Annotated in this window: 13 protein-coding genes and 1 tRNA gene; 9 read left to right on the top strand and 5 right to left on the bottom strand. The window is 39.9% G+C overall.

The window, feature by feature from the left end:
* Positions 1–52: 52 nt before the first annotated feature.
* Positions 53–2,413, top strand: coding sequence for a penicillin-binding protein 1C (gene pbpC, locus HCU67_RS07410; RefSeq protein WP_210423645.1), 2,361 nt, complete (start codon positions 53–55; stop codon positions 2,411–2,413).
* Positions 2,414–2,425: 12 nt separating this feature from the next.
* Here pbpC and HCU67_RS07405 read toward each other — a convergent pair whose 3' ends face one another.
* Positions 2,426–2,932 (bottom strand): glutathione peroxidase, encoded by a 507-nt coding sequence (locus HCU67_RS07405; protein WP_168551919.1) that lies wholly within the window; start codon positions 2,930–2,932, stop codon positions 2,426–2,428.
* A 109-nt stretch (positions 2,933–3,041) separates the two neighbouring features.
* Here HCU67_RS07405 and HCU67_RS07400 point away from each other — a divergent pair, with 109 nt between their 5' ends.
* Genes HCU67_RS07400 through HCU67_RS16760 form a run of 3 tightly spaced genes read left to right on the top strand, consistent with a single transcriptional unit; the run spans position 3,042 to position 5,201 of the window.
* Complete coding sequence (locus tag HCU67_RS07400) at positions 3,042–3,539, top strand: hypothetical protein (protein WP_168551918.1); 498 nt, start codon at positions 3,042–3,044, stop codon at positions 3,537–3,539.
* 7 nt (positions 3,540–3,546) lie between these two features.
* Positions 3,547–4,086 carry a YceI family protein gene (locus tag HCU67_RS07395; protein WP_168551917.1) on the top strand — a complete coding sequence of 180 codons (540 nt, stop codon included), beginning with the start codon at positions 3,547–3,549 and terminating at the stop codon, positions 4,084–4,086.
* Positions 4,083–5,201 (top strand): helix-turn-helix domain-containing protein, encoded by a 1,119-nt coding sequence (locus HCU67_RS16760; protein ID WP_168551916.1) that lies wholly within the window; start codon positions 4,083–4,085, stop codon positions 5,199–5,201. Before HCU67_RS07395 ends, HCU67_RS16760 begins: the two co-directional genes overlap by 4 nt.
* Here HCU67_RS16760 and der read toward each other — a convergent pair.
* The gene (der, locus tag HCU67_RS07385; protein ID WP_168551915.1) at positions 5,185–6,486 is read right to left on the bottom strand and encodes a ribosome biogenesis GTPase Der; all 1,302 of its coding nucleotides are present in this window, start codon (positions 6,484–6,486) and stop codon (positions 5,185–5,187) included. The two genes, HCU67_RS16760 and der, sit on opposite strands and share 17 nt — an antisense overlap.
* Before the next feature lie 73 nt (positions 6,487–6,559).
* Between der and HCU67_RS07380 the strand changes: the two genes are divergently transcribed.
* Positions 6,560–7,072 carry a GTP-binding protein gene (locus HCU67_RS07380; RefSeq protein WP_168551914.1) on the top strand — a complete coding sequence of 171 codons (513 nt, stop codon included), beginning with the start codon at positions 6,560–6,562 and terminating at the stop codon, positions 7,070–7,072.
* Positions 7,073–7,198: 126 nt separating this feature from the next.
* Entirely contained in the window at positions 7,199–7,732 is a 534-nt protein-coding gene (locus tag HCU67_RS07375; RefSeq protein WP_168551913.1) for a lipid-binding SYLF domain-containing protein, read from the top strand.
* Positions 7,733–7,795: 63 nt separating this feature from the next.
* Here HCU67_RS07375 and era read toward each other — a convergent pair whose 3' ends face one another.
* The 3 genes from era to HCU67_RS07360 are packed head-to-tail and all read right to left on the bottom strand — an operon-like array spanning position 7,796 to position 10,523.
* Entirely contained in the window at positions 7,796–8,680 is an 885-nt protein-coding gene (era, locus tag HCU67_RS07370) for a GTPase Era (RefSeq protein WP_168551912.1), read from the bottom strand.
* Positions 8,681–8,689: 9 nt separating this feature from the next.
* Entirely contained in the window at positions 8,690–9,154 is a 465-nt protein-coding gene (locus HCU67_RS07365; RefSeq protein WP_168551911.1) for a TrmH family RNA methyltransferase, read from the bottom strand.
* Positions 9,141–10,523 carry an alanine/glycine:cation symporter family protein gene (locus HCU67_RS07360; RefSeq protein ID WP_168552090.1) on the bottom strand — a complete coding sequence of 461 codons (1,383 nt, stop codon included), beginning with the start codon at positions 10,521–10,523 and terminating at the stop codon, positions 9,141–9,143. The genes HCU67_RS07365 and HCU67_RS07360 overlap by 14 nt, the downstream gene beginning before the upstream one ends.
* A gap of 83 nt (positions 10,524–10,606) precedes the next feature.
* Between HCU67_RS07360 and HCU67_RS07355 the strand changes: the two genes are divergently transcribed.
* From HCU67_RS07355 to HCU67_RS07345, 3 genes are all read left to right on the top strand, one after another.
* Positions 10,607–10,679 (top strand) — tRNA-Met (locus HCU67_RS07355).
* Positions 10,680–11,793: 1,114 nt separating this feature from the next.
* Positions 11,794–12,696, top strand: a complete 903-nt coding sequence (locus tag HCU67_RS07350; RefSeq protein WP_168551910.1) for an AAA family ATPase — start codon at positions 11,794–11,796, stop codon at positions 12,694–12,696.
* 1 nt (position 12,697) lies between these two features.
* Positions 12,698–14,032 carry a hypothetical protein gene (locus HCU67_RS07345; RefSeq protein ID WP_168551909.1) on the top strand — a complete coding sequence of 445 codons (1,335 nt, stop codon included), beginning with the start codon at positions 12,698–12,700 and terminating at the stop codon, positions 14,030–14,032.
* The last annotated feature ends 3 nt before the right edge of the window (positions 14,033–14,035 follow it).

The raw sequence follows: 14,035 nt of genomic DNA, 5'->3' as shown, positions 1-14,035 counted from the left end.
AAGACACCCGAAGAAAAAATAATTGAAATATTTTCCTAATCGGAACTAAAGTTTGATTCAAAGAAGGCTACATATTATCTGGAATCATCATCGAATCAAATTATTGATTGTTTTAAGCCTCTTTCTAGTCTGGTTATTCTGCCTCCCTAGACAACTTTTTGATTCAGACTATGCCACAGTAGTTGAAAGTAAAGAAGGGATTTTACTTGGGGCTCGAATTGCCGATGATGGACAATGGCGATTTCCCCCATTGGACTCCGTACCTAAAAAGTTTGAGGCCAGTATTCGGTATTTTGAGGATGAACATTTTTACCAACATCCAGGGTTTAATCCGATTTCCATCGCCAAGGCACTATGGAGTAATATCACTACTGATAGCCGACGTGGTGGCAGTACCTTGACACAACAAGTAATCCGTCTTAGTCGCCAAAACAAGAAACGGACCTATGGTGAAAAATTGGTAGAGTTATGTATGGCGACACGTCTCGAAGCCAAGTATTCGAAAGCGGAGATATTGAATCTTTATGCCTCCCACGCACCATTTGGGGGCAATGTAGTAGGCCTCGATGCCGCTTCCTGGCGTTATTTTGGGGTTCCAGCCCATAAATTGAGTTGGGGCCAAACTACGGCTTTAGCGGTGTTGCCCAATGCCCCCTCCCTCATTTTTCCTGGAACAAAAGACGAACAGCTCCGACAAAAACGAAATCGCTTGCTTAAAAAACTGCTCGATAATGCGGTTTTGGATTCCATAGCCTATGAACTGGCGTTGGAGGAACCCTTGCCAAAAAAACCATTGCGGTTGCCCGAAACCTCACCCCATTTGGTAGAGTTGTTACGAAAAGAACAGCGGTCGAAACGGTGGAAAACCAGTATCGATTTCAATCTACAACAGCAGTGTAATCGGCTGGTGGCCAATCATCATTTAACCTTACAACAAAACCAAATCCATAACTTGGCAGTATTGGTTTTGGATATTGAAAATCGCAATGTTTTAGCCTATGTCGGGAATGCCCAAACAGAAGAAGAACACGACCCCTTTGTCGATATTATTCAACGAAATCGAAGTACGGGAAGCGTTTTAAAACCACTCTTGTTTACCGCTGCCCTGCAAGATGGAATCGTACTCCCCCGAACCTTGGTTGAAGACATTCCAACCGTAATTAATGGGTACACGCCTGAAAACTTTGATGGCGGTTATGATGGTGCGGTCCCTGTTGATATCGCTTTATCGCGTTCGTTGAATGTTCCGTCAGTTCGGTTATTACGAAACTATGGATTGGAAAAGTTTTATAAACTCCTTCCAGAAACCGGAATTACTTCTTTGGATAAACCCGCTAGTCATTATGGCTTATCCATGATTCTTGGGGGTGCCGAATCCTCGTTATGGCAATTGACCAATGCTTATGCGGGAATGGCCAGAACTTTGAATTTCTTTAACCAAACATCAAGTGAATATTCGGATTCCACTTTTGAACCAGCAAGCTTTTTAATAGAATCGCCTAGAGATGAAAAGAAACTGCAACAAGCCCCAGTTTTGAATGCAGGAGCGGTATATAATGTCTTTGAATCGCTCAAAAAAGTGAACCGGCCTACAGGTCAAGAAAATTGGTCATTTTTTAATGAGTCGCAACCTTTGGCTTGGAAAACAGGCACCAGTTTTGGTTTTAAAGATGCCTGGGCCGTAGGCGTGACCCCAAAATATGCGATTGGTGTATGGGCCGGTAATGCCGATGGCGAAGGAAGACCTGGCCTAACAGGATTAGAAGCTGCGGCTCCTCTGCTATTTGATGTATTGGAACGCTTGCCCAATAGTGGTTGGTTTGATAGCCCCTATGATGAATTAATCGAAGTCAAAAACTGCGCGGAAAGCGGATTTCTGGCAACGCCTGATTGCGAAAACGTCATATCCGAATGGGTGCCTAAAAAAGGGGTTCAAACTAAACCCTGTCCATATCATAGCCTATTGCAATTGGACTCTTCAGAACGTTATCAGGTTACTGCTGAATGTTATCCATTGGAGCAAATCCATCAAAAAAGTTGGTTCACCTTACCCCCTGTTCTGGCCTATTATTACGGTAAAAAACATCCTGAGTATCGGGAAACTCCTTCATTTTTACCTGGATGCCAGACCGAATTGAATCCTTTAATGCAGTTTATCTTTCCTGAAAAGAACGAAACCATTCTATTACCGAGAGAATTTGGTGGAGGAGTCGGTGAAGTTGTTTTTAAATTGGCACATCAACAACCGACAACTGTGATATTTTGGTATCTCGATGACCAATTTATCGGAACTACCAATGAATTTCACGAATTGGCTTTTACCCCTGAACCCGGGGATTACCTGCTTTCGGTTATTGATGAAAAAGGCAATCGATTGGAGCAGAGGATTAAAGTTGGGTTGGCTTCGGAGTAATTATGCCCGTAATTAAAGATGCTTTGTGATTTTTTTACTTGATGGCTTGGTTATCGAATAATAATAGTCAATAAGCTCCCCTTCCGGGCTTACCAGATACTTTTGAAAATTCCATTTTACGCTTGAGTTTTTCTTACCATTCAATTCTTTTGATGTCAACCATTTGTATAACGGGTGTAGGTTACTTCCTTTGGCATCCAATTTTTCGGTTAAGGGAAAGGTAACCCCGAAGTTTAGCTCACAAAAACCTTGAATTTGATTTGCATCACCAGGTTCCTGACCCCCAAATTGGTTACAAGGGCAACCAATGACCACTAAATTATCAGTATACATATCGCTTAATTTTTGCAGCTCTTTGTATTGCGGGGTAAACCCACATTTTGAAGCGACGTTTACAAATAACAGGTGCTTTCCTTTAAAATCAGCAAGGTTCAAGTCTGAACCATCCAAGGCCTTTAATGATATATCGTAAAATGAAGTGGTCTGCGTTTCCATATGCTCTTTTTTCAAAGGTAGCATCTTTCACCCACTAACCCATGAGTCAATAAGGTATCGAAATACGACCCAATACCTGTTTTGGGTCGATTGGCATCATTTTGAGAAGCAAATTTGTCCAAAATTCAATAGTATGAAATACCTAATTATTTTTTTAATCACGACTCATAGCCTTTATGCTCAAGAAGCTTGGATAGACCGTTCAAGAATTTATCCCGAACAATTAAGAGGAATCAGCACTGGACTCATACTCTACCACACCCCAAGCCCCAATTATCCAGTACTAACAAATAAACCCGATGAAGCCAAATACAAATGGGAGCATGATACCTGTATCATTCCCATACTGGATAATCTTCAAATCATTGAGGCGGGTAGTTTTATCTGGATAAAGGAAAAAGGATGGCTACCCAATATGAAATTTTCAAAAAAGGAAGCTAAAAAGGCCTTTAGTATTCTTGACAAGAAGTTGAAAAAAGAAAGCTATTGCTTTGAGAAAAATACCCGCTTTGGCAACGATCTTTTTGCGGGTGATGCTCTTTGGTACGTTTTGGCCAAAGACCCTTCTGGAACGATTTACAAAGGTATAGGCATTATCGAAACTGAAGCTGAATTACAATCCCAAAACTAATTGCGATATGAAAACTCTAATCATTTTTTTAGTAACAACAGTAACTTTATTTGCACAAACCGAAAACCTTACGCTTATCGACCATTCGGTAGATTGGACAGGCTACGGAGCTATCGGTGGATATTCCCTTAATGGTACCCTGAACATTAAAAATGCATCTTTTGAATTGGACCAATTCGGCAACCCCATCAAGGGTGAAATTGTGTTTGATATGACCACCATGGCCCACGACAACCAACAATTGATCGAGCATTTAAAAAGTGAGGACTTCTTTTATGTGCGTAAACACAAGACCGCAATTTTCACCATTGAACAGATAAGCGAAACCCATCTAATTGGCCAATTGACCATGCGGGGTGTTACTAATAAAATTAGCGTGCCCTGTAATACTAAAAAAAGCGAGTCAGGTATGATTATCAGCGGCAAGACCGAAATTGATAGAACCAAATTCGGAATCAACTACAATTCAAACAGTTTTTTTAAGAACTTAGGCTCACAGGCTATCAAAGACAAATTCACAGTTGCTTTCAATTTGGTTTTAAAGTGAAAATAGAGTTCAACTTATCGGTTGTTGTATTGGGTATGATTATTTCCCAGGGCATTTTTGCCGCTATTCTTTTATTGGCAAACGGCAAAAGAGCACAAGCAAAAAGGTACTTGGGGCTTATGGTTCTGGCGTTTTCTTTTTGGCTTTGCGATGCCTTCTTCTCATATGCAGGTATCTATCGGCAAAACCCTAATTTCTACTTTTTACCCATTTATTTTTCCTTAGGGTTTGGACCTCTTCTATACTTATACTCCAAATCATTAGTGCTAAAAAAATTCTCCTTTGAGCGGAGCGATTGGCTACATTTTATACCGGTATTTCTACAGTTTGCACTGTATGTGTTTCTTCGGTTGAACGACTATGCTTTCCGCAGATGGTTTTGGATGGAGGTTCACGAACCGTTTACCTATAACTTGGAATTTAATCTATCACTGGTCTCATTACTTGTATACACCTATCTCTCTTACAGGTTAGTTCGTCGTTACCAGGATATGATAAGCAATGAATTTTCAGAAATTTCAAAATTCGATTTACGTTGGCTACGTCAGTTGTTTTTAGGCATATCAATACTCTCCATAGCTTGGTTATTTGAAGCCTTTTTACGCACATTTTTCCATTACTTTCCAGATCAGGTGGTTCTAGCCTTACCTATGGGTTTATTGGTCTTGTTTTTGGCAGTTGGTGGTCTTTTTCAACAGAAAATCAAACATGGCCTGAGCTCTGTGCCTTTAAAAGTGATACGAGAGGAATCTAAACAAATCGACCAGAAACTATTGGAAAGGGTTACAAAAAAGATGATTTCTGAAAAGTACTATTTAGATCCAGAATTAAGCTTAGAGACTTTTGCAAAACAACTCAACCTACCAAAACGCCAAGTCTCAGAGTGTATAAATAATGGATTGCAACTGCCATTTATAGATTTTGTGAACAAACATCGGGTTGAGCATGTCAAAGGTTTATTGCAAGATGAAGCCTATCAGAAATATTCATTGCTTGGTCTTGCTTTCGATTCTGGATTCAATTCTAAATCTACTTTTAACCGAGTGTTCAAAAAAATTTCGGGCAGCAGCCCCAGCGCATATCAAAAGAAAGTTCGCCCTATTTCTTTCGAATAAATACCGAAATCGGCACACCATTAAAATCAAACTTGTCCCGAATCTGATTCTCTAAAAACCGTTTGTAGGGATCACGAACATATTGGGGTAGATTACAGAAAAAAGCAAATTGCGGATAATGGGTAGGCAGTTGCGTACAGAACTTGATCTTCACATATTTACCCTTAATTGCTGGGGGAGGTTTGCGCTCAATTATCGGGAGCATAACGTCATTCAACTCACGAGTCTTGATTTTTCGCGAACGATTTTTATATACCTCAACAGCAGTTTCAATAGCCTTGAAAATTCGTTGTTTGTTCAAGACCGAAATGAAAATTATAGGCACATCAACAAAGGGTTCACAAGCCTCTTTGATTTTTTTGGTGTAGTCCCGAACCGAATTGGTCTCTTTCTCGACCAAATCCCACTTATTGACCAGAATTACGATTCCCTTGTTATTCCGATGGGCTAACCAGAAAATATTTTGCACCTGTCCGTCGAATCCGCGAGAGGCATCAAACATCACTAAGACTACATCTGCATATTCAATGGAACGAACCGAACGCATTACAGAGTAGAATTCCAAGTCTTCTTTGACCTTCGCCTTTCGACGAATTCCAGCAGTATCTACCAAATTGAACTCAAACCCGAAGCGATTGTATTTGGTGTCTATGCTATCTCGCGTAGTACCCGCAATATCGGTGACAATATAGCGGTCCTCGCCAATTAAGGCATTTATAAAGGAGGATTTGCCCGCATTTGGTCGCCCAACAACGGCAAACCTCGGCAGTTCACTTTCCTCTTCAACAACATCAGGCAATTCTTTAACCAAGGCATCCAACAAATCACCTGTTCCACTACCGTTGATACTTGATATGGAATAATACTCTCCTAGCCCTAAAGCGTAAAATTCAGTGGCGTCTGCTTCCCGTTGGGCGTTGTCCACTTTGTTTACCGCTAAAAAGGTGGGCTTGTTTGCTCGGCGCAACAAATTGGAAACATCCTCATCCATACCTGTAACACCAGACTCCACATCAACCATAAAAATTATAGCATCTGCTTCATCAATGGCCAATTCTACCTGCTTGTCGATTTCTTGCTCAAAGATATCGTCACTACCAACTACATATCCTCCGGTGTCGATAACCGAAAACTCCTTACCGTTCCAATCACTTTTACCATAATGTCGATCTCTGGTGACGCCACTAACGGCATCAACAATTGCCTCCCTTTTTTGAATCAACCGATTGAAAAAAGTTGACTTTCCAACATTTGGTCTTCCCACAATGGCTACAATGCCGCCCATGCTTTAATTTTTGGCAAAAGTAGCATTAATTACATAGAAAATTAGATAACTTATTGGGGCCTAAACCATTTAAATGAGTGAGCTCGTTTATGAAATAATCTTGCGACCTCGATTTGAGATTAAGCTATTTGCCGATTTCGAATTATTGAAAAAGGAATTTGATATAACTGCCAAAAATCCTTTTTTAATCAAGCGGGTTGATGAACACGTCTATATTAGGTTTCAAAAAGGACAAACCAATTTCTGGTCACCACAATTGCACCTGGAGATTAGTTCCTTCAGTGAAGGTAAGAGTAGTATACATGGGGTGTTTGGACCTAATCCAACTTTATGGACTTTTTTTATGTTTCTACATTTTGGTGTTGCAACCTTGTTTTTAATCTTGGGAGTATTTGCCTACTCAAAATATACCTTAGGTCACAATGTGAACTTATTAATTATCGGTATGCTACTTCTAGTATTTCTATGGCTCTGTTTCTATGCCTTTGGAAGATTGGGCAAAGCCAAGGGTAAATCTCAAATGGAAGCCTTGCGGCAGTATGCTGATGAATTATTTATCGCTATACAGAAAAAGTATACGGACTAAATCAGCAATTGCAATTAAAAGTAACGAGTACAGTCCTAAATAAGAAGTAACATAATTTTTGAACTTTCTAACATTGCTTTAACGACTAAAGATGTTAGAACTCGCGTATCTATTTAAAACAACTTAATGAAATTTACCTTTTACTTATTCTCATTTCTTTTTATTTCAACCAACATGTTCCTAAATGCACAAGATGCAAAGGACATGAAGATTTTTAAGGATGCTGAGAAAGCCAAAAAAACCCTTTTAGATAACGACGAAAGTCTGCAATCCTTTTTTGATGATTCTGCCGGATATGTGATTTTTCCTAATGTTGGAAAAGGAGGGCTTATTATCGGAGGTGCTTCTGGCACCGGTGTGGTGTATCAAAAAGGAGATGTCATTGGCATGGCCGATTTAAAGAAACTAAGTATCGGCCTACAAGCTGGTGGGCAAGCCATCATAGAAATCATATTTTTTGAAACAGAAACCGATTTAGAACGATTTAAAGAAGATGAATTTCAATTCGCTGCAGGGGCTTCTGCTGTGGCAGTGAAGTCTGGAATCGCTTTTAATGCAAAATACAAGGATGGAGTTGCAGTTTTTGCACTACCAAAGGCTGGCCTTATGGCCGACGCATCGGTTGGTGGGCAACGATTTGAATATTCACCTATAGAATGAGTTACATTATTTTGAGTTAGTTAGTTAAAGAGGAGGTATTTTTAAATTATCTCCTCTTTTATTTTACTGGTATCCAAACCGTTTTAGTTGTTGTGAATTGGAGCGCCAATTTTTATTGACCTTCACATAGAGTTCTATATGAACTTGCTTATCAAAAAATTGCTCCAAATCTTTTCGAGCGGCCACACCTACTTTTTTTAAGGCAGCACCCTTATGCCCGATAATGATTCCTTTTTGTGAATCACGTTCAACCATGATTACGGAGCGAATCCTGATGATTTTATCGTCTTCTATAAACTCTTCAGTTTCTACTTCAACGGAATAGGGAATTTCTTTTTTGTAGTTCAACAGAATTTTTTCTCGAATCGCCTCATTAACGAAAAAGCGTTCCGGCCTATCCGTAAATTGATCCTTGGGATAGTAAGCGGGACCTTCAGGGAGCAATTGAAGAATTCGATTGAAAACCTCTTCTACATTAAAATTTTCCAATGCCGATATAGGATGAATTTCAGCATTCGGTAACAACTCTTGCCAGTATTGCATTTGTTCCTCTAGGACTGTCTGTTCTGAGGTATCAATTTTATTCAACAATAGCAATACCGGTATTTTACTGTGTTTTATCTTATTAAAAAAGGCCTCATCTTTCAATCCCTTCTCCCCTATTTCAACCATGTAAAGCAGTAAATCAGCATCTTCAAAGGCCGACTTAACAAAATCCATCATGGCATTTTGCATTTCATATGCGGGTTTGATAATACCCGGTGTATCTGAAAAAACCACTTGAAAATCATCGCCGTTCACAATACCAAAAATTCGATGTCTTGTAGTTTGGGCTTTTGAAGTAATGATGGAAAGCTTTTCACCAACAAAGGCATTCATAAGCGTGGACTTACCTACGTTGGGGTTTCCTATGATATTTACAAAGCCAGACTTATGTGGTTTTTCCATAAGGCAAAGTTAGCTCATTCTTGGCTTTGATAACCTCCTATCATACATCACAATACTACCCGCAATTGCCACATTTAAACTTTTTTCTGACTTAAACTTCACTAAGTGATGGGATTTCTCGCAAGCTATTTTAGTAAGACCATGGTCTTCCGCTCCCAATAAATACACACATCTTCTAGGGTGATGAAACGTTTCTAAATCCACAGCGTTTTCAGCCATCTCAACCCCGACCAGCATAGCTCCTTTTGGTAAGTTTTCATAAAAAGCCTCAAACGAATCGTAATGAAAATAAGGCATTGCCTTTACTGCATGATGGGTATCGCTAGACTGCTTTGCATATCTATTACCTATAGTAAAAATGAAACTGGCTCCAAGGTTTTGAGCAGAACGCCATAGCGCACCTAAATTTTCAGGGGTCTTTCCGTTTTGAATGCCTATCCCAAAAAACTCATGTTCGAAATTATCGAGGCTCACTTCGTAATTTTTTAAAATACTGCTTGGCGGCCTTATTAACCTTAGGGGCCAACAATAACACTGCTATCATATTTGGTATCACCATTAAAGCGTAGGACAAATCAATGAGGTTTTTTACCACATCTAAAGAAGCGATGGCAGCAAAGACTATCATGATAACAAAATACCAATTGTAGAACTTCCCAATCTTAGGATTGGTCAAAAATGAAAGGCATTTTACCCCGTAATACGAATAGGTAAAAAGTGTGGAGAGCGCGAAGGCCGAGACAATTACCATAAGTAAAATGCCACCCCAATCCCCTAAAGAAGTATTAAAGGCATTTAAGGTCATCACAATACCACTACCTTCTTCGAGATATGCCCCACTTAAAATCAAAACTATTGCCGTAAACGTACAAACTAGAATGGTATCTATAAATGGCCCCAACATGGCGACCAGCCCTTCACGAATAGGTTCATCGTTCTTTGATTGCCCATGGTACATGGGCGCTGAACCCAAACCTGCCTCATTGGAGAACATTGCCCTACGAACGCCGATAATAACCAATCCCCAAAAGCCTCCATTCACCAACGAGTTGAAATTCCATGCTTCAGTGAGAATCAATTTCAGTGATGGCAATACCTGAGAGGCATTCGCCACCATTACCGAAATCACCGCTAATAAATACACGATAACCATGAAAGGCACCAATGCTGTTGCTACCTTCGCAATCTTCTGTAATCCGCCAAAAATTACAAAAGATGAGATTATTGCCAATAGGATTCCGACCAACAACTTCCAATTGAATAATGGGTCATCTTCGTTACCCCCTAAAGCAACCAATGTTTCTTCAGGTTGCACCACACTCATAAACGTTTCGGTGAATTGGTTGGCTGTAAATACGCCTAAAAACCCAAATAATCCGGCAATACAAAAGAAGACGGCCAAAGGTTTATATTTTTTGCCTAGCCCTTGTGTTATATAGAACATGGGGCCTCCTTGTAATTTTCCTTCTGAATCAGTTGTGCGAAACATGATGGCCAAACTTCCAGAATAAAATTTGATACACATGCCAATTATTGCGGTCATCCAAATCCAAAAAATCACACCAGGACCGCCATCGTGAATGGCAATGGCCACACCCGATATATTACCTAGGCCAACAGTTGCGGCAACAGCGGCTGAAAGTGCCTGAAGCGAACTTACATCACCCTTTGCGGATTTATCATCGTATTTACCTCGGGTTATGGCAATGGCATGACCAAAAAAGCGATAGGGCTTGAAACCTGATTTAAGCACCAAGAAAAGGCCCCCACCTATCAATAACAAAAACATGGGCCATTCGGTCGCAGAAATGGCATTCCCCAAAAAGTTGTTCAATTGCTCCATAAGCTCGAAAATACCGAATAAAACCGAGTTGAAACAAGAGGCTTGTCCAAAGTAAAAAAGCGTTGTATATTTGCCGTCCACATCGCGGGGTAGAGCAGTAGGTAGCTCGTCGGGCTCATAACCCGAAGGTCGCTGGTTCGAGTCCAGTCCCCGCTACAAAGAAGCTCCTTGAAAAATCAAGGAGCTTTTCTTTTGGAAACAACTGAAGTGTACTTCAAAATTGAGAACAAAAGAAAAGATGGATTGTGAAGCAATTGGAGCTTATTTGTAAAGCCACCCATTAGGCCCACGACTATGCCGTGAATCCAGTCTCAGCTACAAAAAAAAGCTCCTTGAAAATTCAAGAAGCTTTTGATTTGATACCCACCAAAATAATGATGGTTCCTAGATGTACTCTATTGATTCCGTCCAGCGAATTCGTCTGTTGTTCTTTAAATTTAAAAAGAAGACGTATCCCTTAGATTCCATTGTTGATTGATTGATGATGATTGATTCCATTTTTTGATTGATTGTGCTATTGCTAGCGATTGTAATTTCTATACTGGGCCCAAAGCGACCTTTTGCTATTGCTAAGTGTAGAGAAATATTGTCCAGTTCTTGATTCTGTTGCTGTTCTATTGATTGATGCTTTCATGATTTCTTTTGATTTTCGATTGATGATACAAAGATGTTGTGATTTTTACTTTTTGTGGAACGAAATATTCTGAATTGTAATTATTTCAGTCCCAATTGTTAGGATTAATGTTTAAAGCCGTTTTTAACGATTATAGTTTCGATACTGCGCCCATAACGACCTTTTACTCTCACTTAGGGTTGAGAAATATTGCCCCGTTCTTGATTCTGTTGCTGTTCTGTTGATTGATGCTTTCATTGTTCTATTTTTTAAAAATGTTTTTTAATTGATTACACTATATAGACGCCACAAAAATCATTTTGTTACAGTACTATGTATAAAAAGGTACTATTTTATGGAAATTTTAAGACTACGCAGCTAGCAGAATCATCAGTTTAAAATTTAAATAGCTGTATATAAATATATTATACCCTTTAATAAATTTGGTTTCGTTGAAATACGACTTCAAAATAATTTCCACTTAACTCAATTTTCGACAAATCAGAGAACCTTGGATTCGAATTTGGCACTTGTTCAACCAATGCATCAGAAGACTGAATTATTACTTTCGGCCCAAAAAACTACCCACTGAAACGCATTACTTGCTTCGTTACTTATTAATAAGCTAAATTCACAGAATGCAATTTTTGATTTAACATGGCGGAGACATCTTACTGGGCGGGTTCTGAAAAGTACCTCTGTGACCCAGAATTGGCACAAGCATTTCATATGGCAAGAACCTTAGGAATGCCATTGCTCATTGAAGGAGAACCTGGAACCGGAAAAACGGAATTACCCATACATTATGCAAATGACCTTGGTTTGGATTTGGAGGTTTATCCTGTTGGTTCAAAAAGTAACGTAGAGCAGTTCGTAGCTCGATTCGATCATGTGAAATACCTCCGTGATTCACAAATAGAAGTCCTAAATGCCCAACGAGAAGAAAAAGGCTTGGAAACTCGGTTGTCAACCGGTGGTCGTAACCCTGAAAAATTAGGCGATTATGTCGTTAAAGGCCCAGCAGCAATTGCTTATAGTAAACCAAATTCAGTGCTATTAATTGATGAGATTGATAAGGCACCAAGGGAGTTTCCGAACGATTTGTTGTACGCCCTAAGCCATAGAAAATTTATAATGCCTGAATCTGGTGAGGTTATTGAAATCTCTGAAGAAGAAATGCCTGCCATTGTAATTACCTCAAATCGGGAACAGGAGTTGCCAACAGCATTCAAAGGTCGTTGTATCTACCATTTCATTCATTTTCCTGACAAGGATGTCATGGAACGGATTATTGAAAAACATCACCCTAAACTCGATGCAACTGTTGTTGAAAGTGCTCTAGAGGTCTTTTATAATCTGCGACAATTGGGATTGGAGCGCGCACCTACAACACGTGAAATATTGAATTGGTTAAAGTATATGTCAGATACTTCCCCGAAAGAAGCCGTTAAAAAAATCAAAGGCCTTGAAGGCATCGGTGCGTTAATAAAAACCCAAACCGATATGGAACAGATAAATCGTAAAATTGGCCTTCAAAATATGGGGCCATACTTTAATTAATATGCTTAGTTCCTTACCAGCATCTTTTCGAGAGCATGATTTACAAACCGATGTAAGAACATTACTGGTGTTGCGTCGTGCCATGCAAAAAGGATTGGTAAAAACATTGGGAGACCTACATAACGTACTCAAAGGAATCATCGTTAAGAAGCCTGAAGAAGAGGGGCCATACATCAAAGCTTTTTACGAGTATTTCCTGAATATACCCGTTGCCCCGGGACAATCTCTTGAAGATGCAATTCTACGGTCCGAAACCTTTCAAAAATGGAAATCGGGTTATGTTGAAGAAGCGGATAGGGATATGGATTTGACCCCTGAGGATTTGGTCAACACATTTCTTGACCAAGTTCATTTGACTACCTATGACATCAAGCAAGTAGTCGATGGATTGGAACTCTGGAATAAGGATAATCCTGATCTGGAGGATACCGATGAGGAACAGAATGACCAAAATCCAAGGGAACGGCATTTGGATAAAATGGCCGATTACTCCGATCTATCTTTAAAGGAACTTCTGGAACGCATGGAACAGGTGCGTAAACAACAACGCACCAATCACGGTGGTGGAAGCCATTGGATAGGCACAGGAGGCATCTCACCCTACGGACATGGCGGTGCAGCAAAAAATGGAATACGCGTTGGCGGTCAGGGTGGCGGCCGAATGGCCAGAAAGGTAATCGGTGATAAAAACTACTTTCCTGTAGACCGGGATTCATTACTCAACGATGACAATGTTGATGCGGCCTTGGCCTCGATAAAAGGGGTAATTGAAGAAAGTGCCCAAGAAAAGTTGGATGTGCCAACCACAATTAAAACTGGACTCAAAAGAGGTGGACTTTTCATACCCGAGTTGAAAAACGAAAAAAACGAGGATTTTAAAATCATTGTTTTGATTGACAATGGGGGGTATTCCATGTCACCCTATGTACGCACCGTGCAACGGCTATTCCGTAAAATGAAAACACGATTTGCACACGATTTAGAGGTGTTTTACTTCCACAATACCATTTATGACCGGGTATGGTCTGATGAAAGGCGCATGACTTCAATGTACCTTGACAGGCTTTTGAAATTTAATAAAAACTATAAGGTCTTTATCATTGGTGACGCCGCTATGGCCCCGTACGAATTGACCCATGACAGTATGCTTGCCATAAAAGCTATAACAGAGAAATTCAAAAAAACGGTTTGGCTTAACCCCGAACCCTTAAAATACTGGCCAGGTACCTATACCATTCAAGCCATTAAAGAATTGGTCCCCATGTTTCCCCTGACTCCAAGGGGAATTGAAAAAGCGGTTCAAGACATGAACAAAAAGAATATCGCCGGAGGGTAATTT

Origin of the sequence: Croceivirga thetidis (assembly GCF_012272815.1) — a bacterium.
GTDB lineage: Bacteria > Bacteroidota > Bacteroidia > Flavobacteriales > Flavobacteriaceae > Croceivirga > Croceivirga thetidis.
The sequence above is the reverse complement of the archived record's forward strand: the minus strand, read 5'-3'. Positions and strand labels throughout refer to the sequence as shown.

Coding starts and splice junctions, on each gene's coding strand:
- HCU67_RS07380 (WP_168551914.1), top strand. CDS start 6,560: ATGAGTGAGCTCGTTTATGAAATAATCTTGCGACCTCGATTTGAGATT.
- era (WP_168551912.1), bottom strand. CDS start 8,680: ATGGAAAAACCACATAAGTCTGGCTTTGTAAATATCATAGGAAACCCC.
- HCU67_RS07400 (WP_168551918.1), top strand. CDS start 3,042: ATGAAATACCTAATTATTTTTTTAATCACGACTCATAGCCTTTATGCT.
- HCU67_RS07395 (WP_168551917.1), top strand. CDS start 3,547: ATGAAAACTCTAATCATTTTTTTAGTAACAACAGTAACTTTATTTGCA.
- HCU67_RS07350 (WP_168551910.1), top strand. CDS start 11,794: ATGGCGGAGACATCTTACTGGGCGGGTTCTGAAAAGTACCTCTGTGAC.
- HCU67_RS07405 (WP_168551919.1), bottom strand. CDS start 2,932: ATGCTACCTTTGAAAAAAGAGCATATGGAAACGCAGACCACTTCATTT.
- HCU67_RS07345 (WP_168551909.1), top strand. CDS start 12,698: ATGCTTAGTTCCTTACCAGCATCTTTTCGAGAGCATGATTTACAAACC.
- HCU67_RS07360 (WP_168552090.1), bottom strand. CDS start 10,523: ATGGAGCAATTGAACAACTTTTTGGGGAATGCCATTTCTGCGACCGAA.
- der (WP_168551915.1), bottom strand. CDS start 6,486: ATGGGCGGCATTGTAGCCATTGTGGGAAGACCAAATGTTGGAAAGTCA.
- HCU67_RS07375 (WP_168551913.1), top strand. CDS start 7,199: ATGAAATTTACCTTTTACTTATTCTCATTTCTTTTTATTTCAACCAAC.